We start from the raw sequence: 21,114 nt of genomic DNA on the forward strand, positions 1-21,114 counted from the left end.
CGCGTCGAACTGAGGCGAATCTCATGCGGGCGAACTGAATTCGTCGTCGAGGTGGGCCGAGCCCAAGCCGAACGCGGCCGCGACCCACTCGTCCAGTTCCCGCGGATCCGGCACCGCGCCCTCCTCCACCACGGCACGAACACCACGGACGAGCGCGTCCGCCGCCGCAGTCGACGGGTCCGGAACCGGAAGGCGCGCAACGTACTGCGTGATCCACCGCCGTCGCGCGGCATAGAGCCGATTACCGCACACCGCATCGTAGAAACGCAGGCCCAGCGCCGAATTCGCCACTCCCATCAACAGATACGCCAGGGTTTCGCTGCCGATGTCGGGCACCGAGATCCAGTAGCAGTCACCGTTGACGATCGCACCGCTGCGATCGAGCGCGAAACGCGGTGCGACACTGATATCGGGAAAGACGAGCTTGGGATGCCGCCACAGATGCGGACGCTGCGGCACCCAGATCTCGAACCATTCCCGCCCGCTCGCGGTGAGATAGGCCCGCGCGGCCAGCACATCCTTGTGTTCGGCGAGATAGGCTGCGGCGCAAGGGAATCCGTCCAGATCCACCGGAGTGCGCCGCGGGCAGCTCACATCGTACGGATACAGCACACGGGTCGGCCGCTCCCGGGAGATCTGCCAGGGCACCAGATCGTGGTGGGTGATCAGATCGAACAGCAACTCCGGCTCCGGCGGCGAGGGCCGATGCTCCCACCGATCGGAGATGAACACCCGGTCCGCAGTCGTCTTGATCCCCACGCGAATGCGCGCCACCTCGCCGAACGTCCGCCACGTGCCGACACGCACCCGCCGCAGCCATTCGTCCACACTCGGCCGCGACATCCGCCACGGCGTCGCCACATCCGCCACCGGACGCGTGATCGTCTCCGGGTCCGCCGATCCGGCCACACGATCCGATTCTTGTTGCCGGGCAGCAGAACCCGAGTCCCCTCCGGCATCACCCGCGACTCGGTGAACCGTGGCGATGCCGGATTCGTTCGATTTCGCGAACTCGACCGAATCCTCGAGCGGCGCAGCGGTACCCGGGTCGAGGGTGCCCGCCTCGATCGCGATGTGCCGACCTTCGTGCCGCAGCGAACATTCCCGGGCAGCGGCCAGGGCGGTGAAAAGGTCCAGGGTTTCGGCGGATTCACCGTCGGGGATCTCGTAGGCCGAGACGTAGCGGCAGGGAGTCGCGAGCGGTGCGCGCACCGCGACGGTGACGGCCGGTAGTACCGCGGCGTCGAAGAGTTTGGTGTCGCCCAGGTCGTAGAGTTCGACCGGGGTGAGATCGGCGCGTAACAGCGCGCGCAGGTTCGCGCCCGCCTTGGTGGTGAGAAATCGGTTGGCACACAACAAGCCCAGGACACCCCCGGGCCGTAGTAATCGAGGCACGCTGGCGACGAACGGATGGGTCAGATCGATCCGGCCGCGCAGTCCGAAGCGCACGCTCAACAGTCGCGCGGTCGCCCCGCCCAGCTGCTGGGTCCGCACATAGGGCGGATTGGTGATGACCGCGTCGAAACTGCTCTCCGCCAATTCCTCCGCAGCACAGAGGAAATCGCCCACACGCCAGGTGACCGGCAGCCCCGCGGCGCGCTCCCGCGCGAGCGCGACCGCCGCCGCGTCCAGGTCGAAGCCGGTGAGCTGAACCGGGATCCCGGGAAACCGCCGCACCGCGGCCCGATACACCGCCAACAGCAATTCCCCGTCTCCGCAGGCCGGGTCCAGAATTCGCAGCCGCCCCTGCGGCACAACATGTTCCAACAGGCGCTCGGCCAGGAACTCGGCCAGCCGAACCGGTGTGTAGTGCCGCCCGTGCCGCTTGCGCACCCGAGCCCCGGCGGACGCGCTCGCCCGCCGGTCCGCCGCTGCCCGCCCCACCCGGCCGTCCATACCGGACCATTCTGCCCGGGTGAACCGGCAAATATCGGGTGACGAGCCGATCGACTCGATCGAATTCACGACCGGGAACACCCCGCACACGACAGTGGGCTCGCGGGGATGCTCTCCCGCGAGCCCACTCGGCTCGTTCTCATCGCACCGGCCCGGTCCGCAGCACCGCACCGGAACCACTCAGCCGAGGCTGAAAGGCTTGCCCCACAACGTCTCGGTCGAATCCATGACGTTGTCGTGCAGTACGACCGTGGTGTACGCACGCGCCTCGGCGTATCCGGCGCAACCGTCCACCGAGATCGTGTGGTCGATGTACTGGGTGGTACCGGAGGTCCCGGTGAAGTTGTAGACCTGGATCACCTTGCTGGCGACGTTGCCCGGCTTGAGCTTGATCGACATCGACGGATCGGCGTACGGAGTGATGCCCGAACTGCTCAGACCCGCACCACTGTCGCCGGGCGAGACCGAGAGTCCGCCGCCACCTCCCCCGCCGCCACCACCGCCGTTGCCGCCACCGCCGCCGCTGTTGCCGCCACCGGAGCTCTGATCCGAGGAGGAGGCATCGCCGCCGCCGTTGCCATCCGACGGATTGGCGCCGCCGTTGCCGGACTGGGAGTTGTTCTGATCGGCGGTGTTACCGCTGCCGTTGGCGTGTACGGCACTGCCCAGGTCGATCTGACAACCCACCAGGTAGCCGGTCTCGATCCGCCCGCCGGTGATCTTCACCCCGCCGGGTGCGGTGGCCTGCACCGTGGCCACCGCCGAGACCATCGCGTTGCGGGACAGCGGACTCGCGGCCATCGATCCCGACAGTGTGGCGCTCTCCCCGGTGCGGTCGACGTGCACGGTCACGCCGTCGTGCGTGGTGTAGGACGCGTGCCCGTCCGGCAGCGGCACGTGGGTGTCCGCACCGGCCGACCCGCCGACGCCCAGTACGAGCGGTACGCACACGCCCGCCACGATCGCGCTGCCCAGCGCACCGCGCACGACGCGATTGCGTTCCGGCTGGCCGAATGTCGTTGCGGCACTGCTGTTCATCGAAAGTTTCGCCCTCATCGCCCTCATCCGATGCTGAACGGGTTGCCGTACAGGGTGACCTCGGAGGTGCCCCGGCTGTTGGTGACCGTCAGCGTGCTGAACGATCGCGCTTGCGCATATCCGGCGCACCCGTCGACCTGGATGCCGCGGTCGTGGTACTCCACGCCGATGGCACCGGCTTTCGGATCCATCTTCTTGGTGCCGAATTTCACCTGCGTCACACCGCCGGGCACCAGATCGATGCTGGGGACGACCTCCGGCCACGCCGAATCGGGCTCGATATAGACATCACCGCCGAGCGAGAGCCCACCGGACAGATCGACCTGACATCCGACCAGATAGCCGGTGACCAGCGTGCCGCCGGTCACGCCCGGCGCGGTCGCAAAGACCGTGGCCGACATGGTGGCCGTGCGAGAGAGGCCGTTGTAGGCCAGGGACGGGGAAACCACCGCTTTCTCACCGGTCCGGCTGAAATCGACCGCGACACCGGTCGCGGTGGTGAAATTCTGTCGGCCATCGGGTAGCGGTACAACCGTATCTGCTTGCGCCACACCACATCCGAGCATCAGAACGGCGAGCCCCGCCCCACCGCGAATGAGCCAGCGACCGGCTCCTGAAACCAATCTCATATTTCCTTCATCGTTTGTGTTCGGGCAAGCGCAGCCAACGGTTGTTGATCTAGGTAAGAGTTAGCTGTGAGCCCACGGGGAATCTGCCGGGAATCGCCGTGCGACAGCACAGTTCCGCACGGCGCCCTGCTCGAGATGTTCCGGCGACAGTACTCCCGCGTACCGGATGGTCGGAACCGGGACGTACCGGACAGTTCGGATCAGTCGGACACGTAGACCCGGACCGCCGACACCCGTCCACCGCGCACAACCACGATCTCGGCGATCCCACGCCCGGCGGTCGTCTCCACCGATGCGGTCACATATCGTCCTGCCGCGATCGACTTGGCGACCTCGGTTCCGGCGGCCTGGGCGACGAAAGTGGCCGGGTCCACCGCGATTCCGGCCGGCCATTCGAGCACCGCGTCCGGCGTCAGGGCCGCGCGCACCCCGTCGACGTCCCCACGCGCGGCGTCCTCGATCACTCCCGCCGCTGCCCGCTTACCCGCGGCCCCGACCCGGACGAACCCGCGCGCGAAGCCCAACGCACCACCGATGCCCTGATTGCCGAGCAACTGCGGGGCGAGTCGCACCGCCGCGGCGAGCCCGCGCACACCGGCGGCCAGCAACTGCACGATCATCACCGGCAGTTCCCAATGCGCGTGCAGCTCACGAATTCTCAGCGTCTCGCCCTCGCGCTCGAGGTCGTAGCGCAGATGCATGGGCACCCGCAGGGTGACGCCCGTGGACATGGTCGTCTCGATCACCAGATCGCGGAATACCGTCGCACCGCACACCACGTCGTGCTCGACCCGGAAGGCGATGCCGTTGGGCGCGATGAACGTGTCGTAGAAGCGCTCGATCGCCGCCTGCCCGATGTGCGGACGCGATCCGACCGGATCCTCGACCCGGGCTCCGGATGCGAACAATCCGATCCAGGCGGCGCGATCGTGCACGGCGACCGCCCGCGGCGACGCCTCGACGGCGGCGAGCAGTTCGGCGGCTGATCCAGTTGCGGACATCATTTCCCTTCGTGACGTGGGGCGATGAGCCCACCACTAACCTATAACGTGTTCTACTTCATGTCACGGGGCAGGAAAATGGATTCCGGATCGAGTGCCCGACCGGGCAGACTTTCGCGCATGAGTGCGCGTGATACTCCCTCCGGGGTGGGAGCTTTCCTCAGGCCCTGGCTGCGGCCGAAGGTTCTGCTCCCAGTGGCGGTGGTGGCCGCACTCACGGTGATGGTGCTCGTCGGTGTCTGCATCGGCGTCGTCCGGTGGCGTGCGAGCGGTCTGGAGTACTCCGCGACCTCGGTGCCGCCCGCCGACGTCGCGTTGGTGCCGGGCGCGGAGATCTACCCGAACGGCCAACCCTCCCCCTATGTGGCCGGTCGGCTCGACCTGGCTCGCACCCTGCTGAGTACGGGCAAGGTCAAGGCGCTGCTGCTGACCGGCGATTTCGGCACGCCGACCTACGACGAACCCGACGCGATGCGCAGATATCTGATCGACAAGGGCGTGCCCGCGAACAAGATCGCCCTGGACTACGCCGGTTTCGACACCTATCAGTCTTGCGCTCGCGCCTATCGAATCTTCGGGGTGCGCAACGCGATCGTGGTCACCCAGGATTTCAGCGTCCCACGCACAATCGCCCTGTGCCGGTCGGTGGGCATCCGGACCAGCGCGGTCGGCGATCACAGCCAGGCACACAACGCCACCTACGACAAGTGCTGGGTGCGCGATCAGATCGCCGCGATCAAGGCGGTGTATTCGATGCTGGTCCAACCCGATCCGAAATTCCTCGGCCGCCAGGAGACCTCGGTCCGCGACGCGATCGCGGCGAGCCCGCACTGATATCGCCCTGCGCCGCAGCACCTTTCACCGGAACGCGGCACGGCGATCGGGTGCACCGACGCCGAATCCGTTGATCAGCGTGTCCACCAGGACGTCGGCGGCCTGAGCGGCACTGAGCTCAGGGAGGTCCTCGGCGGCCCGCAGCAGCAGCGACGGCAGCACCGCGCCGATCCAGCCCTGCGGCAGATCCTCGCGCAGCAGTCCCTCCTCGGTGGCGCGGCGCAGGAAGTCCTCGACCTCCGCGATGAAACCCTCGCGACGGTCTCGAATCGTCTTCTCGGACAACATGCGAAACGTCTCGACGGGCCAGCGGCGATTCACCTCGATGATGCCCTCCACATAGCGGTGCAGTGCGACACCGACAGGCGCCTCCCGCAATCTCGCCGCGGCGATCACCTCCTCGACCGCGTCGTAGCGGGCGCGGTACACCGCGGCGAGCAGATCCTCCCGGGAGGCGAAGCGGCGGTACACGGTGCGCCGGTCCACCCCGGCGGCTGCGGCGATGGCGGCGATGCTGACCGAGGGATCGTCGGCGAGCAGCCGCGCGCCGGTGCGCAGGACGAGTTCCAGGTTGTGCGCCGCATCCGCTCTCATCGCTCCAAGGTATCCGGCAGTGCCGCTCATCGCCGAACATCAGCCACATTCAGATGGAATAAACTTCGATAACTGCTACGTTGATGTGACAGTTAGCGCGTACGGTTACCACCCACCACCCGACGCGGACAGTGAATCGGAACGGAGAAACCGCTCATGACCAGAACATGGTTGATCACCGGAGCATCTCGCGGCTTCGGCCGTCACCTCGCCGAAGCGGTCCTCGCGGCCGGAGACCAGGTCGTCGCCACCGCACGCCGACCCGAGCAACTCGACGATCTGGTGACCGCCCACGGCGAGCAGATCCGGTCCGTGGCGCTGGACGTCACCGATGCGGCCGCCGCCGAACACGCGGTCCAGCAGGCGATCGACGCGTTCGGCCACCTCGACGTCGTGGTCAACAACGCCGGTTACGCCAACAGCGCACCCATCGAGGAGATGGCCGAACAGGATTTCCGCACCCAGGTCGAAACCAATCTGTTCGGCGTCGTCAACGTCACCCGCGCCGCACTGCCGGTGCTGCGCGCCCAGCGGTCCGGCGTATTCGTCCAGTTCTCCTCGATCGGCGGAAGGGTCGGCGGCACACCGGGAATGGGCGCGTACCAGACCGCCAAATTCGCGGTGGAAGGATTCTCCGAGGTGCTCGCGAGCGAGGTCGCACCGTTCGGTGTGCGGGTCGTCATCGTCGAACCCGGCGGCTTCCGCACCGACTGGCAGGGCTCGTCGATGACCCTGCACACCGTCGGCCCCGACTACGAGCAGACCGTCGGCGCGATCAACCGGTACCGGCAGGACAGCCACGGCACCCAGCCCGGCGACCCCGCCCGCGCGGCGCGGGTCCTCATCGACGTCATCGCCGGCGAGAACCCGCCCCGCCGCCTACTGCTCGGCAGCGACGCCCTCGCCGCGGCACGCGACGCGGGCAGAATCCGCGCCGCGGAAACCGAGCAGTGGGCGGCGGTGAGCACCTCCACCGATTTCCCCGCCGACGAACAATGACGCTGCCGCAACGTCTTTCGCTCGGACGGTCAGCGGGTGGCGCTGCGGGGCGTCACGGCGACGGCGGCATCAGCATCGGGACCGGTTCGCGCACGGTCACCAGCACGACGACGTCGCCGTAGGGCGCCGCACCCCGCGCCACGCGATGTGCCATGCGCGCCACGGAGGTTCGCCACCGGTACTTGGCGTCGATCTCCGATTGCACGAACGGCAGCAGGGTGCCTCCGGTCACGACCTGGGCCTGCCCGTGCCACTGATGTGAACCGAGGGCCGGGTTGCCGCGCCAGTCGCCGGGTTGCACGATCACCCGGCCGTCCTGGGCGAGCTGCTCTGCCTCCTCGGCGTAGGAGGAGACGCGAAATGCCAGCTGGTTGTGCCCGATCGGCACGACCAGCCGGGGCACCGTCACCAACTGCTGCGGGCCGGCGACGCGCGTGACCAGGGCTGTCTTCGCCTCCTGCCACATCATCGCGAGCTGGGATCTTTCGGAGCGAGCCGGTACCCGCCGCGAATTCGCCGCAGGATCCGGCTGGGCGATCTGTCGGTAGTTGGTAGGGACATCCACCAGGGTTCCTGCCATCACATTCGTCCTCTCCGGTGACACAATCCAGCGCTGGTTCGGTGTCGGATCCACCGGTCCCGCCCGGTCGGCGGGCCGTCCGCCGCCCTGTGATCGCTCGCCGGTTCGGCAGCATTACAGACCGACCAGTCGGCCCTCCCAGGGGGAGTGCGAACCCCCTTTCCCGCCCGGATTCGGTCGTGCATCCGGCCGAGCGCGAGCCCGACATGCCGGGCATCCTCGGCCGACCACCCTCGATAGTCCATTCCCCGCGTCAGGATGGCAACGACGCAGGTCACATCTGTCTCAGACGCGCACCGTGGCGAGTTCGCGACGGTCCGCCGCGAGGGTCCGATCCGGTCACCGGGCAACCCTCGAAGCGGTTCGGACTCAACCGTTCTCGGCGACCGGATCGGAATCGGCGTCGAGCGCCTCGAGGACCGCGTCACCGTTCTCCCGCGCCCACTCGGTCAGGATGTGGATCGGATCGATCAGCGTCGCTCCGAGCGGAGTGAGTTCGTACTCGACGCGGGGCGGCACTTCGGCATACGCGTGGCGGCGCACGAGTCCGTGCGCCTCGAGCCGTCGGAGTGTCTGGGTGAGCACCTTGCGGGAGATGCCGCCGATCAGCTCGATCAGCTCGCCGTGCCGCACCGGGCCCCGACTGAGGCCGTAGAGCACCACCACCGTCCACTTGTCGGCGATCAGCTCGACCGCCAGACGCCCCGGACAGTCGGCGAGAAAGGGCGTACCGGGGCCGAAACCGCTCATGGTGCCAAAGGTACCTGGGGGTTCCCATGCGGAAACCTAGCCTGGATTTCCTTGCCCCACCCGAGCCAGGAGAGTCATGCGAGTCATCACCCAGCAGGAGATCGGCGGTCCCGAGGTACTCACCATCGTGGACGCGCCCGCGCCCCGGCCGCTGCCGACCGAGGTCCTCGTCCGAGTCGAGGCGATCGGGCTGAACCCACTGGAGGCGCGACTGCGCGCCGGCGAATTCCCGCTGATCGGCAAGCCGCCGTTCGTTCTCGGCTGGGATATCAGCGGCGTGGTCGAACAGGCGCAGACGTGGCGGTTCAGGCCCGGCGACGAGGTTTTCGGAATGCCGCTGTTCCCGCGGGCGGCCGGTGCGTATGCCGAACTCGTGGCTGCTCCGGCATTGCACCTGACGCGCAAACCGGCGTCGCTCTCACACGTCGAGGCGGCCGCATTGCCGGTCGTCGGGCTGACGGCGTGGCAGGGCCTCGTCGACCTCGGCGGCGTGCGCGCGGGCGACCGCGTCCTGGTCCACGGTGGTGGCGGCGGGGTCGGCCACGTCGCGATCCAGATCGCGAAATCGCTCGGCGCGCACGTCATCGCGACAGCAAGCGGGAGCAAACGAGAGTTCGTCGAAGGGCTCGGCGCCGACGAGGTGATCGACTACAGGACAGTCGATTTCACCGAGGCGGTCCGCGACATCGATGTGGTGCTCGACACGCTCGGCGGCGACACCGTCGAGCGGTCGCTCGCCGTGCTCCGCCCGGGAGGGCACCTGGTGACGGCGGTCGCCGAGGAGGATTCGGAGCTCGCCGAGAAGTTCGAGGCGGCCGGAATGCGCTTCAGCGGCATCGCGGTCGACCCCGATCCGGTTGCCCTGCAACGCCTCGTCGAACTCGTCGAACAGGGCAGGCTCCGGGTCCACGTGCAGGAGACGTTCCCTTTCGAGCGCGTCGCCGACGCGCACCGGCTGCTCGACGGCGGTCACCTCCAAGGCAAGCTCGTGCTCACCGTCTGATCCCGTCGACGAGCTCGCAGGCGCGGCATTAAACTGGGCCGCAATGTATGTCGAGATGATGTTCGACTCGCTCGAGGGCCTGTCGGTGGGGGATGCACTCGGCCAGCAATTCCCCGTCATGCGCACGTCGGTCGATGCGCTGCGCGCCGGGGGCGTCCCGGGCGGGCAGTGGCGATGGACCGACGACACCGAGATGGCCTGCAGTGTGGTCGCCGAACTGTGCACGCGCGGCGCGATCGATCAGGATCGTCTCGCCGAGGTCTTCGCACGGCGGTGCGATCCGGATCGTGACTACGGCTTCGCCACGGTCGGGAACCTGAGCCGCATCCGCAAGGGCGCGCCGTGGCGCGAGGTGTCCGCCGCGGCGTTCGACCACCAGGGCTCGTGCGGCAACGGTGCGGCCATGCGGGTTGCGGCGCTCGGGGCCTACTTCGCCGGTGATCCGGAAAAGATTGTCGCCCAGGCGATCCGGTCGGCCCAGGTGACGCACATGCATCCCGAAGGAATCAGCGGCGCGGTCGCGGTGGCGCTCGCGGCCGGGCAGGCGGCGCACGCCCGGACGGCCGGAATACGGCCCGTGCCGGAGGAATTCATCACCACCGTGCTCGATCGTCTCGGCGACGGCGAGACCGGTCGCGGAATCCGCCGCGCCCGAACGCTACTCGGCGCTTCGGTCCAGCAGGTCGCCGACGAACTCGGCAACGGCTCCCACGTCACCGCACAGGACACCGTGCCACTCACCCTGTGGATCGCGGCGACGCATCTGCAGGACTATCCGACTGCGATCACCACATGCCTTGCCGCGGGCGGAGATATCGACACCACCGCGGCGATCGTGGGCGGCATCGTCGCCGCCCACACCGGGAGCGAGGCGGTCCCCCGCGAATGGCTCGCCGCGCGAGAACCGTTGCCCGGCTGGCTGGATCGAGCTCGCCCGGCCAAGGCTCGCCCGGGTCGCCTTCGTCGGTGGTTCACGGGCGCTCGGTGAAATCTCTTATCCGCGTTACGAAATCGACCGGGACGAGGCGGCGACTCCCGCGTGCTCGTAGGTATATCCGGTCAACAGCGCGCCACCACCCATGACAACCGTCATGGGTGGTTCGTGACGAACGAGCCGGGTGCGGCGCACTCGGCGACCGTAATTTGGGAGTCGACACAGCCACCTCCGTTCACGGGAGTCCGAGATGACCGCCACCCAGGCAGCGCCCACACCCGACCGCCGAGCGATGGTCCGCCAGATCCTGCGCGATGTCGGGGTGCCGCTCGTCGCGTACTACGCACTGCACGCCCTGGGGGCGAGCAATCTGGTCGCACTCGGGGCGGGCACCGTGATCTCGGGCGTGTTCCTGCTCGCGGAGGTCGCGCGTAAACGCAAGGTCGACCTCTTCGCGGGAGTGATCCTGGCCGGATTCGTGATCGGGTTCGCGATGACCTTCCTCTCCGGCGACGCGCGATTCATGCTGGCGAAGGATTCGGTCGTCACGGGCCTGATCGGGCTCGCATTCCTGGGCAGCGCCCTGATCGGCAAACCGCTGGTCTACGTGGCCGCGCGCAGCGGGATGGCCGGGTCCGACCCGGCCAAGGCGGCCGCGTTCGAGGAGCGGTACCGGACTCGCCCGACCATGCGACGGGCGTTCGGCGTGCTGAGCGGAATCTGGGGCGTCGGCCTGCTCGGCGAGGCCGCACTGCGGGTATTCCTGGTCTATCAGCTGCCCGTCTCGACCATGGTGTGGTTGTCCACGGTCATGATGGCGGTGACCTTCGCCGTACTGATCGGGCTCAGCCTCGTGCTCGGCCGCCGCTACAAGGCGGCCGGAGACCGTGCCGAAGCCGCCGCACTCGCCGCCGCGTCCGCCTGAATCGCTGCGAATTATCCACTACAGCAACAACATCGCGCCTCGCCCGGATCTCTCCGAGCGAGGCGCGATGCTGTGTCGGCTCAGCCGTTCGGCAGAATCACCGCGCGGCCGTTGATCTTTCCGCTGTGCAGCCGCTCGTAGGCCAGCGGCGCGTCCGCCATGCCGAAGGTTTCCACGTGCACCTTCACCGAACCGGCCCGCGCCAGATCGAGCACCTCGTGCAACTCCTCGCGACTGCCCCAGTACGGCGCCATGACATTCACCTCGAAGGGCAGCACACCGAAACCGACCGGCACCGTACCGCCGGCGATGCCGATGATCGTGATATCTCCCTCCATCGCGACGCATCCCGCGGCCGTGGCGGTCGTCGGCGTGGCCCCGACGAAGTCGAACACCGCGGTCGCACCCCGGCCGTCGGTCAGCTCCCGCGCCCGACCGGCCGCCGCGGCGTCGGAAATCACGGTCTCGTGTGCGCCGACCGTGCGCGCGAGTTCGAGTTTGTCCTCGCTCACGTCCAGGGCGATCACCCGTGCCGGACTCAACGCGCGCAACAGCTGAATGGCCACGTGCCCGAGACCGCCCGCGCCGATCACCACGGCGGTCGAGCCGGGAACGAGTTTCGGCAACGACCGTTTGATCGCGTGGTACGGGGTCAGTCCGGCGTCGGTCAGCGGGACGGTCTCGACCGGATCGAGCCCGTCGAGCGGCTCCAGATGCCGCGCATCGTCCACGATCATGTACTCGGCGATCGCACCCGGCGCACCCAGTCCGGGCGGGAAGATGTTCAGCTCACCAGCCCGCAGGCAGTAGTTCTCCCGCCCACCCGCACACGGCGGGCAGGCGCCACATCCCCACGGACCGTAGACGGCGACCGAATCACCCACCGCGAATCCGGTCACCCCGTCGCCCAGCGCCGCGATCGTCCCGGCGCCCTCGTGTCCGAGTGTGAGCGGCAGCGGATACGGGAAATCCTTTTCCGGCCAGGACATCACGGCGATATCGGAATGACACACCCCCGCCGCGGTCACCTTCAACAACACCTGTCCGGGCCCGGGTTCCGGATCGGGCACGGTCACCAATTCCGGTGCGGCGCCGATGGTTCGATATTGCAGAGCCTTCATCGCTATACCTCCGCGGTCGAGTTCACGGTCGGATACACCGCGCCACACCCCGAACGCCCGGATCAGCGAACGCTCCGCAAACGTTCGGGTGTACCGCGGCCCCGGCCTCGAATACCGACGGCGACGGCTCACCGCGACCATAGAGGCCTGGGAACATCTCCCCGATCATACGGCCGAACCAGGCAGGCCCATCGACTTCACCGATATCGACGGCAATCAACCAGCGAACCATCTCGACCCGCGGGGCGCATTCCATTCACGCCGACCACAACCCTCCCCGGGCGGCCGGACCCCGGATAGCTTCGGCTGCATGACAACCGATGTGGGCGCACCGCTCAATGCCATCACTCGGGCCACCGCGCAGGCCGTCGCCGACGATCCGGCGAACGCGCTCGCCGTCTTCCGCGCTTCCGGTGTCGCGGAGAGCGCCGTCGCCACCGTGGTCGAGGCCCGCACGCACACGGTCCGGGTGGACGAGCCCCCGGCGCTGGGCGGTGCGGACTCCGCCGCCAATCCGGTCGAGGTGTATCTGGCCGCGTTGATCGCGTGCCAGGTGGTGACCTACCGGTTCGTGGCCCAGCAGCGCGGCATCGTCGTGGAGGATCTGCGGATCGATGCCGAGGGAGATCTGGACGTGCGCGGATTCTTCGGGTTGGACGAGTCCGTTCGCCCGGGATTCCAGGCCGTGCGGTTGACCGTCCACCTCCGCGGACCCGAGTCGGCCGAGCGCTATGCCGAATTGCAACGTGAGGTCGAAAGGCGTTGCCCCGTACTGGATCTCACCGCCGAACCCACACCTGTACGGACCACGCTCGTCACCGAGTGACTTACGCCCCAGGGCCTTTCACTGTCACACTCGACAAGTGAGCCTGCGGCGATTGTTCAAACGGACCCCTGGTCACCCGGCGACGGGAACGTTCCGGGTCACCGGCGTGTCCGTCACCCGGGACGAGGACGGCTACGGCAGCGCGCGGCTGTCCGGCGTGCTGTCCGCGCCGGAGGTCCCGGCACGGGCGCTGCGGGTCGGGCGGCGGTACGGCCCCGGCGAGCGGGTGCCCGAATGCGGCGACGAGTTTCCGGCCACGATCGACCGCGAACATCCCGGTCGCTACGGAATCGTCTGGCCCGAACAGGTTTCGCCGGGCACGAAGGCGTTGTGGAACGAGGAGTACGCCGAACGGGTCGCCGCCGCCATGCGCCTGGGCCTCGAGCCCTCGGTCGTGCCCGAGGTGACCGGTATCGGCATCCGGGAACTGGCGCGCGTAGCCGTCGAACGACGCTACGGCCGGGACCTGCTGCCCGACGGCAACCGGCAGATCACCGCCGAGGAGGCCCAGGAGCTCTACCGCACGGGCGTGCGCGCGACCGCGACGGTCACCGGGATCGACTTCCTCGAGGTGCCCTCGCGCAGTATGCCCGACGCGGAGTCGAGCCTGGCGAATGTCGCTGTGCGCGTGAACTATCCGGACGGAAGCGAATACACGACCACCGCGCGTTTCGGCTTCCGCACCGCCGCGCGCCGGGCTCAGATCGGTTTCGTCGGCGCACGGGTGCCGGTCCGGATCCACCCGCAGGACCGAGCGCGCCTGTGCCTGGACAGTCCCGCGTTGCCGCCACTGCCCGACTGAGACGAAGTGAATCGTGTTTTCCACCTGTCGCTTTCACCGAAAGGACACGACTCGGTCTCGGCGCTGGCTTCCCCCGCGATCCCTGCCTACGGTGGTCTCCATGTCGACGATCGTGATCGAGGATCTGCCCGAACCGGCCGCCCGCGTCCTGCGACGGCGGGCCCAGGCAGCGGGCGTGTCCACCGCGGCCTACATCCGGGTGGCGCTGACCGAACTCGCGAGCACGCGCATCCCGCTCGATGATGTCGTCGAGTTCCTGCACGCCGAACTACCCGACCCGCCCGTCGCCGAAATCGACAGCGATGCAACGGCATTGATGCGAGACCTACCGGAGGATGCCGCACGGGTGTTCACCCGTCGCGCGGGCGCGGCCGGCATCGCGCTGAGCACCTACCTGCGCCAGGAACTGACCACCCTGGGGCGGCGGACCACCATCGACGATGTGATCCTCGAGTTCCGCGAGGCGCAGGATCACGATCCGAATCTGCTGCTCGACATGGACGCGGTCATCGCCGCGGCCCGGTACGCGCGAGCGGAATGATCGTCGCCGGGGACGACGCCCCCGGCGCGGCTACGCCGCATTGAACAAGCCGTGTAGCGCGCCGATCACCCGTCCGCCGGTCGCAGTGGTGAAGTCGCGCACCATATCCGCGGCCAAGTTCGGCACACAGCCGACATAGCCGCCCGCGGATTCGATCCGGCGCAGGGCCGCGTCCTCGGTGCTGCTCGACAGCCCACCGCAGGCATCCAGCGCCACGTGGACCCGCAGGCCCGCGTCGATCAGGTCGAGCGCGGTCAGCTGCACGACCAGTTCGGTCAGCACGCCGCAGATGACCACGACCGGACGCCCGGTCGATGCCAGCGCGTCGCGGGTGCCCGCATGATCGAGGCAGCTCGCGCCGGACCGCACCTGCACTCCGCCCACCGGCCGCACGCCCGAGAGCTCCGCGATCGGGTCCGGCCCTTCCGGCCGCGGTGCGATCGACACCGTCGCGGGCAGCTCGAGCAGCTCCGCGACCTCGGCAAGGACGCGGGCCGAGGCGCGGATACCGCTCCCGGACCGCGTCCGGCCGAACGGAACGATGGATTCCTGCAGGTCAGCGAACAGCAACTGCACTTCGGAGGCTTGGAGCACGACGACCACTTCCTTCATGAACGAATCATTCGGTACTGAACTATATAGCCAGAAACAGTTATCTGTCGAATGATCTGCTCGGATATCATGTGTCGTGCCCACTCCACCGGACGAGGCGGAACGCTTCCTACGCCGCACCACCTTCCTGACCGCGGCCGTCGGCCAGGCGGCCACCGATGCACAGACCAAAGAGCTTGCCGCACTGGGACTCTCGACCAAGGCCCACGGCATTCTCGCCATGCTGCGCCAGTACGGCCCCCTGGCCCAGAACGAGCTGAGCCGCACCATGAACGCCGCCGCCAGCACAGTGGTGACCCTGGTCGACGGCCTCGAGCGGGCCGGTTACGTCACCCGCCGAGGCGATCCCGGCGACCGCCGCCGCAACGCGGTCGAGATCACCGACTCGGGTCGCGAAATCGCCGAGCGCGCAGACGATCTCGCCGACCACCTGGAGGACCGTTTCCTCGCCCCCCTCACCCCCGGCGAACGCGACACCCTCCGCACTCTCCTCCAGCGCCTCTGGACCCCGCCGCAACCACCCTGAACATCGAGGCGCACCTGAACGCGAGCTGCGGCACGAACAGCGCACAACCAATTGCGTGTGCGGTTGCGCCGGGTTCATCCGGTCGCCTCGGATCCCACGCCCGGTGGCCGGTCCGGAGTAACTTGACGAAATGATCACCATTCCAGCGACTTTCGCCGCTCGATTGCGCACCCCGGAGCAGCGGCGCTGGCTCACATTCTTGCCGGAGATGGTCGAGCGGTATCTGCGGCGGTGGGATCTGCGGCTCGACGGGGAACCGATGCACGGTTACTCGGGACTCGTGGTGCCGGTGCGAGCCGCTGATCGCGCGGCTGTTCTGAAGGTGTCGTGGCCGCATGTCGAGGCGCGGGACGAAGCGGTGGCGCTGACTACCTGGCAGGGTGCGGGTGCGGTCGAGTTGCTCGATCACGACAGTGCGGATTTCGTTCTGCTGCTCGAACGTCTGGACGCGGCCCGGGATCTGACCTGCGAGCCGATCGATCGAGCGGTGGACATCGCGGGTGAACTGCTGCGGCGACTCGCTGTTCCCGCACCGGTATTGCACCGTTCGCTCGCAGAACAGGCCGACCGCTGGTGCATGGAATTGCCTACCGAGGCAGCGCGTCTGGGCAATGTGGTACCTGCCGGGATGATCGATCGGGCCGTGGGTTTGTGTCGAGGTGCTCGCCGGCGATCCCGAGTTCGGGGTCATCCCCTTGTTACGCAACAGATTTCATGATATGGCTGAACCAGCGGCCATACGTCGCCGATTGGCGGCCGTGGTGAACGCCGCAGATCTGGATCCGGAGCTGACCACAGCCTGGACGTTCATCCGAGCCATAGACGATTGGCTGTACTTCCTGCCCGAGAGCTCGAGCGATGCCGAGATCGCGGCCGAAATCGCCACTGCCCTGGGTGATTACATCGGCAGACTGTGACGTTTACGCCCCCGTTCAGAACGTGAGCACGATGCGGCCGCGCAGGCCACCGGCTTCGAGCAGGCGATGTGCGGCTGCGGCCTCGGTCGCTGGAAACGTCTGGGCCACACGCAAAGTCAGCACGCCATCGGAGGCCAGGCGACTCAGTTCGGTGAGTGTGGCCGAGTCGTGAACCCGGTCGAGGACCATGACGTAGTGCACGTCGATATCGCGCTCCGAGTCGACGGTTCCGCTCAATCGCGGCGGTCGCAGCGCGACATAGGATCCGTTGTCGCGGACGGCGGACAGCACGGCGCTCCCCAGCAACGCGCAGTCGATCACGCTGTCGACGCCATCGGGCACCTGCGCACGCACGCGCCGAGCGAAATCGTCACCCCGTGCGAGAACGGTATCGGCGCCCAGCTCGGCGACCAGCTGCGCGTCCCGAGGTGAGGCGTCGGCGAGCACGGTGAGCCCGCGATGCTTTGCCAACTGGATCACATATCCACCGACCGCACCGGCCGCACCGGTCACCGCGATCGTGCCGCCCGGTCGAACATCGGCCGCATCGAGCGCGAGGGCCGCGGTGAGCCCGTTCATCGGCAGTGTCGCCGCCGCGACGGCATCGGCTCCCGCGGGCATCGGCGCCACCGAATCATCGGAAACCACAATCTGTTCCGCGTACGCACCACCCCCTTCCAGCACGGGTTTGGTGATCGCGACGACCTGATCCCCGACGCGCCACCGCGACCCCGGCCCTACCTCGTCGACCACACCGGCCGCATCCCACCCCGGCACATAAGGCGGGGTCACCTCGCGATAACGATCATGCGCCGCCCCACTCCTGGTAACCAGATCCGACGGATTCACCGTCGCAGCCGCAACCCGGATCCGAACCTGCCCCTCCTCCGCATGCGGCTCGGGCACCTGCACCACGCGCAACACGTCGGGACCACCCGGCTCGTCGAAACCGATAGCCAGCATCACCACTCCTTCTCCGATTCGCAGAGAACAACCCCACCCGACCGCACCGATGTTCCCGGCACTGTCGACGCGCCACCGGCTACGGTCGAGAATTGGCCGGGGAACCAGGTGCCCAAGCAGATGCATCTCGATCTGTTCGTCGCCGATCTCGATGGCGCAGAGCAGGCAGCGGTCGGCTGCGGGGCGGTCAAGGCCGACTTCCAGCCTGCTCCTGATCGTTGGCGAGTACTCATCGATCCGTCGGGGCATCCCTTCTGCCTCACGGTTCCGCCCGGCGCCGAAGAGTGATGCGCGCGCTCCTGATCGAGCTCGCGCCCTGCGGAATTCGTTCACATGTCAGAGGAATACGCGGGCTATATCGAGCCACTTCTGCGCGTCCTCGCCGACTGCGGTGAGGTCGGTTTCGGCTCGGGGTCTGCGGTGGGTGACCCGGAGACAGAAGTCCAGGGCGCTGCCTCGGACGCGTTGCGCGGCGTCTTGCGGGCCCCATGCCCAGGTCTCACCGTCGGGTGCGGTCAGCTCGACGCGGAAAGGGTCTGTGGGAGTGGGGATTTGCGCGGCGTAGAAGGACAGCTCTCGTCCTGCCACGCCCAGTGCGGCCACGTGCTGGAGTCGATCCGTGGGCGGGTGCGTGGCACCCAGGGCATCGAAGATGTCCTGGCCGTGCGCCCACGTCTCCATCAGCCGCAGCGGAACCATCAGCGCCGCGGTCAGCTCCGAGCCGTACCACGGAAAGCCCTGGTTCAGGGGGATCTCGTGCAGCGCGGCCGCCACCTCGATCCGGCCGATCCGCCACCGTTCCAGCAGCTCCGACCGTGGTTGGGCCGCACCTGCGGCGGCGTCGAGGTCGGCGTATCGGCTACCCGCGGCCTCCGCCTGTTTCGCGACGTCGTCGAACGCTCCGGGCGTTCGAATGGCGATCAGGACGTTCGCATCGGCGGCAGCGAGATGAGCGATCTGATGGGCGATCGTCCACCCGGCCGCCGGTGTGGGCTCGGACCAATCGTCGTGGGCCGACACCAGCGCGTCGAGCTCATCCCCTTCGGCCACCAGACCGGGCAGCGCACGATCGCGATCGACACCGGACATGTCGAGGCCGTAGTCGAGCATCGGCATTCACCTTCACACTCATCGACGGCAACGAACTCGTTCCGTTCGGACCGGCGAGACAGACGTTGTGCCGCCAGGCTATCCGAGGTCGGCACCCGGCGCGAGCACACGTTCAGCAAGAGCTGTTCTGGCGGTATTCTCTTGTCTACGAGGAGGATCGGCCTACGAGAAGTAGGTCCTCGATGCGAAGGCCGGACGCAGTCCCTCAGCTCAGCTCCTCGGCGAGGCCGACCACGATGCCCTCCGGACCTCGGACGTAGCAGAGCCGATAGATCTGCTCGAACTGCACGATCTCGCCGACGAGTTCGGCGCCGCGGGCGCGCAGCCGGTTGACCACGTCATCGATGTCGTCGACGGCGAACATGACCCGGCGAATCCCCAACGTGTTCGCGGGCGCATTCTTCGGCTCGGCCCGAATCACCTCGGGATTGCCGAACATCGCCAACTCGATCCGCCCCTGCGCGCCAGGAATCCGCAACATCGCCACCTCCTGCCGGACATCGTCGACCCCGATCACCCGCTCCACCCACGGCCCCTCCACCGGTCCCCGCCCGTCCAGTTCCATCCCGATCTCGACGAAGAACCCGATCACAGCATCGAGATCTTCGACGACGATCAACACGTTGTCCATCCGCCGAATCGCCACAGCACTCTCCTCGGTCCACAAGCCCACCCGGGCATGGCAGCTACTCCGTTATCGACCGACTCAGCGACGAAAACTCATCGGTCGACATGACCGATCCGTTCTTCGGGCTGATGGCCTACGGACAACTCGGCAGCGGATACCGCGTATGGAACACGACGGCACAGATCGAACGATAATGCCACATCGCCGCCACATTCACTGGGGCACAGCCGATCTCGCGACCCGATGGGCATGCCGACAGCTGGGACCTCAGTGTTCGCAGAGCGAGAACTCCCGCTCGTAGATCTCCTCGTTGTGGTTGTCCACGAAGAACTTTCGCTCGTGCATCAGTTGGTCTCGGTAGTCCTTCGCTTCGGGGAGGGTCATGGTCGTGGTGGGAGACCAGGGCTGTTGGGGCGGGACGTCGGAGGTCGAGGGGATGGGGGTGGACGGGTCCACCAGGAAGAAGGCCAGGATCTTGCGGTGGCCGGGGCGGGTGGGGTCGGCCAGGCGGAAGGGGGCGACGCGGTGTTGCAGGATGTTCGGGAAGGCCAGGCAGCGGCCGGCGGGGGTGGCCGCGGAACCCAGGACCTGCTCCAGCGGCTCCTCGTCGGCCAGGCCATAGACCTCTTCGACTCCGGTGTAATCGTTCTGCTCGTAGTCCGGTTCGTCCAGTGCGGCACGGAAACTCAGCCGGCTGTCGGTGATGTTCTCGCTGTCCCAGTAGTAGATGGCGGTCGAGACGATGCGTTCGTTCATCATCGCCTCGACATGCCATGTGCCGCCGGAGTATTCGGAGTCCTCGGGGGTGAGGTGGATATTGGCCAGCTTGACGATGACCTGTAGGCGGCGACCGCGCAGATCGATCCGAGCCGAATCGTCGGGGCGCGGCGGCGCGACGAAGTCGGGGGCGTCCGGAAGGACCGGGTGACGGGTGTCCCGCCAGTCGCTCAGCGCGTCGTACCACGCATCGCGGGCATCCTCGTCGTCCTCGACGGGCTCGACCGGCCTGTCCGGATCATCGTCGTACCAGGTGTACGGGTTGACCTCGATGCGCAGCGGCCGCGGATGACGCAGATCGGTGAGCACGTTCTCGAACAGCGGGCGCACGCGGGCGAACAGGTCCGGCAGCACGGCATCGAGATCACGGTGAACCACGGGATGGACATTGTTCACGTAGGAGCGGAACACCACCTCGCCCTCGTCGCCGACCTCGAGATCCGTTGGCAGCCACTGGAATTTCTCCGAGTACGCGTAGCGCGCACCCTCCGCGCCCGGATCGGGCCACACCGCGTCGTCCACACCGCTCACCCCGCGCACGAGACAGAACAGCGAGGGATGAACCAGATCCAGCACCTGACCGTTCGAACCCGGATGCCAGTCCAGCTCGCTGGCGGGCACCTCCTCCAGAACCCGGACAGCCTCCCGCAGAAGGGATCTCAACTCGTCGTCGATCAACGCGTCCGACTGCCACACCCCGTCGACAGCGGACACCTCGATACCGGTTCGCTCATCCCGCGGTTCGGCGTAATACGCCAATTCCGCCAGCACATAACGGATCTGAGCTTCGGTCAGCCCCTGCTCGGCAGCCTCCCGGGCCCACCGGGCGCGGATATCGCCGTCGTTCATCTTGACGAACCACTGTGGCTTCGAACGGATCTGGGCACTCAGCTGCATCATCTGCAGCTCGCGCAGCGACCGGGGCGGAGCGACCGCCACCTTGTACGAATCGAGAAAGGGCAGGGGAAATGTCGGCAGGTCTGTCATTCTCTCGGATCTCTCGCTGAATCGATGCCGCGCCGAGGGTACTTCAACAGACCGACAACGACCCCGATCCCGACATCCGGACCGGGCGCCACCAGGGACGAGCACCGGTCCGCATCCGCCC

General features: G+C 67.6%; 25 protein-coding genes. 12 read left to right on the top strand and 13 right to left on the bottom strand.

The window, feature by feature from the left end:
- Positions 1–21: 21 nt before the first annotated feature.
- The 4 genes from K7711_RS42495 to K7711_RS42510 all read right to left on the bottom strand — a co-directional run bounded on the left by K7711_RS42495 (position 22) and on the right by K7711_RS42510 (position 4,567).
- The gene (locus tag K7711_RS42495; protein ID WP_372460250.1) at positions 22–1,965 is read right to left on the bottom strand and encodes an Eco57I restriction-modification methylase domain-containing protein; all 1,944 of its coding nucleotides are present in this window, start codon (positions 1,963–1,965) and stop codon (positions 22–24) included.
- 111 nt (positions 1,966–2,076) lie between these two features.
- Entirely contained in the window at positions 2,077–2,952 is an 876-nt protein-coding gene (locus K7711_RS42500; RefSeq protein WP_222977988.1) for an MspA family porin, read from the bottom strand.
- 5 nt (positions 2,953–2,957) lie between these two features.
- Positions 2,958–3,563, bottom strand: coding sequence for an MspA family porin (locus K7711_RS42505; RefSeq protein ID WP_222977990.1), 606 nt, complete (start codon positions 3,561–3,563; stop codon positions 2,958–2,960).
- Positions 3,564–3,763: 200 nt separating this feature from the next.
- A complete protein-coding gene (locus K7711_RS42510) occupies positions 3,764–4,567 on the bottom strand; it encodes a nuclear transport factor 2 family protein (RefSeq protein WP_235748659.1) in 804 nt (267 codons plus the stop codon).
- Positions 4,568–4,684: 117 nt separating this feature from the next.
- Here K7711_RS42510 and K7711_RS42515 point away from each other — a divergent pair, with 117 nt between their 5' ends.
- Positions 4,685–5,398: a SanA/YdcF family protein gene (locus K7711_RS42515; RefSeq protein ID WP_222977992.1), complete on the top strand. Its 714-nt coding sequence runs from the start codon at positions 4,685–4,687 to the stop codon at positions 5,396–5,398.
- Between the two features lie 24 nt (positions 5,399–5,422).
- Here the strand turns inward: K7711_RS42515 and K7711_RS42520 are convergent, their stop codons facing one another.
- Positions 5,423–5,992 (bottom strand): TetR/AcrR family transcriptional regulator, encoded by a 570-nt coding sequence (locus K7711_RS42520; protein WP_222977995.1) that lies wholly within the window; start codon positions 5,990–5,992, stop codon positions 5,423–5,425.
- Positions 5,993–6,148: 156 nt separating this feature from the next.
- Between K7711_RS42520 and K7711_RS42525 the strand changes: the two genes are divergently transcribed.
- Positions 6,149–6,991 (top strand): oxidoreductase, encoded by an 843-nt coding sequence (locus tag K7711_RS42525; protein ID WP_222977996.1) that lies wholly within the window; start codon positions 6,149–6,151, stop codon positions 6,989–6,991.
- A 52-nt stretch (positions 6,992–7,043) separates the two neighbouring features.
- Here K7711_RS42525 and K7711_RS42530 read toward each other — a convergent pair whose 3' ends face one another.
- Together K7711_RS42530 and K7711_RS42535 are read right to left on the bottom strand one after the other, a co-directional pair.
- Positions 7,044–7,571 carry a hypothetical protein gene (locus K7711_RS42530; RefSeq protein ID WP_222977998.1) on the bottom strand — a complete coding sequence of 176 codons (528 nt, stop codon included), beginning with the start codon at positions 7,569–7,571 and terminating at the stop codon, positions 7,044–7,046.
- A 369-nt stretch (positions 7,572–7,940) separates the two neighbouring features.
- Positions 7,941–8,321: a winged helix-turn-helix transcriptional regulator gene (locus tag K7711_RS42535; protein WP_222978000.1), complete on the bottom strand. Its 381-nt coding sequence runs from the start codon at positions 8,319–8,321 to the stop codon at positions 7,941–7,943.
- Between the two features lie 76 nt (positions 8,322–8,397).
- Between K7711_RS42535 and K7711_RS42540 the strand changes: the two genes are divergently transcribed.
- From K7711_RS42540 to K7711_RS42550, 3 genes are all read left to right on the top strand, one after another.
- On the top strand, positions 8,398–9,324 hold the full coding sequence (locus tag K7711_RS42540; RefSeq protein ID WP_222978002.1) for an NADP-dependent oxidoreductase: 927 nt from the start codon (positions 8,398–8,400) through the stop codon (positions 9,322–9,324).
- Between the two features lie 43 nt (positions 9,325–9,367).
- Complete coding sequence (locus K7711_RS42545) at positions 9,368–10,312, top strand: ADP-ribosylglycohydrolase family protein (RefSeq protein WP_235748660.1); 945 nt, start codon at positions 9,368–9,370, stop codon at positions 10,310–10,312.
- 196 nt (positions 10,313–10,508) lie between these two features.
- Positions 10,509–11,183: a VC0807 family protein gene (locus tag K7711_RS42550; protein WP_222978004.1), complete on the top strand. Its 675-nt coding sequence runs from the start codon at positions 10,509–10,511 to the stop codon at positions 11,181–11,183.
- A gap of 80 nt (positions 11,184–11,263) precedes the next feature.
- Here K7711_RS42550 and K7711_RS42555 read toward each other — a convergent pair whose 3' ends face one another.
- Positions 11,264–12,304, bottom strand: a complete 1,041-nt coding sequence (locus K7711_RS42555; RefSeq protein WP_222978006.1) for an NAD(P)-dependent alcohol dehydrogenase — start codon at positions 12,302–12,304, stop codon at positions 11,264–11,266.
- Between the two features lie 310 nt (positions 12,305–12,614).
- On the opposite strand from K7711_RS42555, the gene K7711_RS42560 reads away from it, so the two are divergent.
- From K7711_RS42560 to K7711_RS42570, 3 genes are all read left to right on the top strand, one after another.
- Positions 12,615–13,130: an OsmC family protein gene (locus tag K7711_RS42560; RefSeq protein WP_222978007.1), complete on the top strand. Its 516-nt coding sequence runs from the start codon at positions 12,615–12,617 to the stop codon at positions 13,128–13,130.
- A 37-nt stretch (positions 13,131–13,167) separates the two neighbouring features.
- Positions 13,168–13,932, top strand: coding sequence for a hypothetical protein (locus K7711_RS42565; protein ID WP_222978008.1), 765 nt, complete (start codon positions 13,168–13,170; stop codon positions 13,930–13,932).
- A 100-nt stretch (positions 13,933–14,032) separates the two neighbouring features.
- Positions 14,033–14,473 carry a hypothetical protein gene (locus K7711_RS42570; RefSeq protein ID WP_222978009.1) on the top strand — a complete coding sequence of 147 codons (441 nt, stop codon included), beginning with the start codon at positions 14,033–14,035 and terminating at the stop codon, positions 14,471–14,473.
- Between the two features lie 30 nt (positions 14,474–14,503).
- Here the strand turns inward: K7711_RS42570 and K7711_RS42575 are convergent, their stop codons facing one another.
- The gene (locus K7711_RS42575) at positions 14,504–15,085 is read right to left on the bottom strand and encodes an isochorismatase family protein (RefSeq protein WP_222978010.1); all 582 of its coding nucleotides are present in this window, start codon (positions 15,083–15,085) and stop codon (positions 14,504–14,506) included.
- A gap of 76 nt (positions 15,086–15,161) precedes the next feature.
- Between K7711_RS42575 and K7711_RS42580 the strand changes: the two genes are divergently transcribed.
- The 3 genes from K7711_RS42580 (at position 15,162) to K7711_RS42590 (ending at position 16,528) form a co-directional block, all read left to right on the top strand.
- The gene (locus K7711_RS42580) at positions 15,162–15,611 is read left to right on the top strand and encodes a MarR family winged helix-turn-helix transcriptional regulator (RefSeq protein ID WP_222978011.1); all 450 of its coding nucleotides are present in this window, start codon (positions 15,162–15,164) and stop codon (positions 15,609–15,611) included.
- A gap of 130 nt (positions 15,612–15,741) precedes the next feature.
- Positions 15,742–16,329: an aminoglycoside phosphotransferase family protein gene (locus K7711_RS42585; RefSeq protein WP_222978013.1), complete on the top strand. Its 588-nt coding sequence runs from the start codon at positions 15,742–15,744 to the stop codon at positions 16,327–16,329.
- Position 16,330: 1 nt separating this feature from the next.
- Positions 16,331–16,528, top strand: a complete 198-nt coding sequence (locus tag K7711_RS42590; RefSeq protein WP_222978015.1) for a hypothetical protein — start codon at positions 16,331–16,333, stop codon at positions 16,526–16,528.
- A gap of 15 nt (positions 16,529–16,543) precedes the next feature.
- On the opposite strand, the gene K7711_RS42595 is transcribed toward K7711_RS42590, so the two are convergent.
- Positions 16,544–17,491, bottom strand: coding sequence for an NADP-dependent oxidoreductase (locus K7711_RS42595; protein ID WP_222978017.1), 948 nt, complete (start codon positions 17,489–17,491; stop codon positions 16,544–16,546).
- Between K7711_RS42595 and K7711_RS42600 the strand changes: the two genes are divergently transcribed.
- Complete coding sequence (locus tag K7711_RS42600; protein ID WP_222978019.1) at positions 17,420–17,779, top strand: VOC family protein; 360 nt, start codon at positions 17,420–17,422, stop codon at positions 17,777–17,779. The genes K7711_RS42595 and K7711_RS42600 overlap by 72 nt on opposite strands.
- A gap of 48 nt (positions 17,780–17,827) precedes the next feature.
- Here K7711_RS42600 and K7711_RS42605 read toward each other — a convergent pair whose 3' ends face one another.
- From K7711_RS42605 to K7711_RS42620, 3 genes are all read right to left on the bottom strand, one after another.
- Positions 17,828–18,601 (bottom strand): TIGR03084 family metal-binding protein, encoded by a 774-nt coding sequence (locus K7711_RS42605; RefSeq protein WP_235748661.1) that lies wholly within the window; start codon positions 18,599–18,601, stop codon positions 17,828–17,830.
- A 205-nt stretch (positions 18,602–18,806) separates the two neighbouring features.
- Complete coding sequence (locus tag K7711_RS42610) at positions 18,807–19,247, bottom strand: VOC family protein (protein WP_443678118.1); 441 nt, start codon at positions 19,245–19,247, stop codon at positions 18,807–18,809.
- A gap of 249 nt (positions 19,248–19,496) precedes the next feature.
- Positions 19,497–20,993, bottom strand: coding sequence for a DUF4246 domain-containing protein (locus K7711_RS42620; protein ID WP_222978023.1), 1,497 nt, complete (start codon positions 20,991–20,993; stop codon positions 19,497–19,499).
- Positions 20,994–21,114 lie beyond the last annotated feature (121 nt).

The organism is Nocardia coffeae (assembly GCF_019890715.1).
GTDB classification, from domain to species: domain Bacteria; phylum Actinomycetota; class Actinomycetes; order Mycobacteriales; family Mycobacteriaceae; genus Nocardia; species Nocardia jiangxiensis.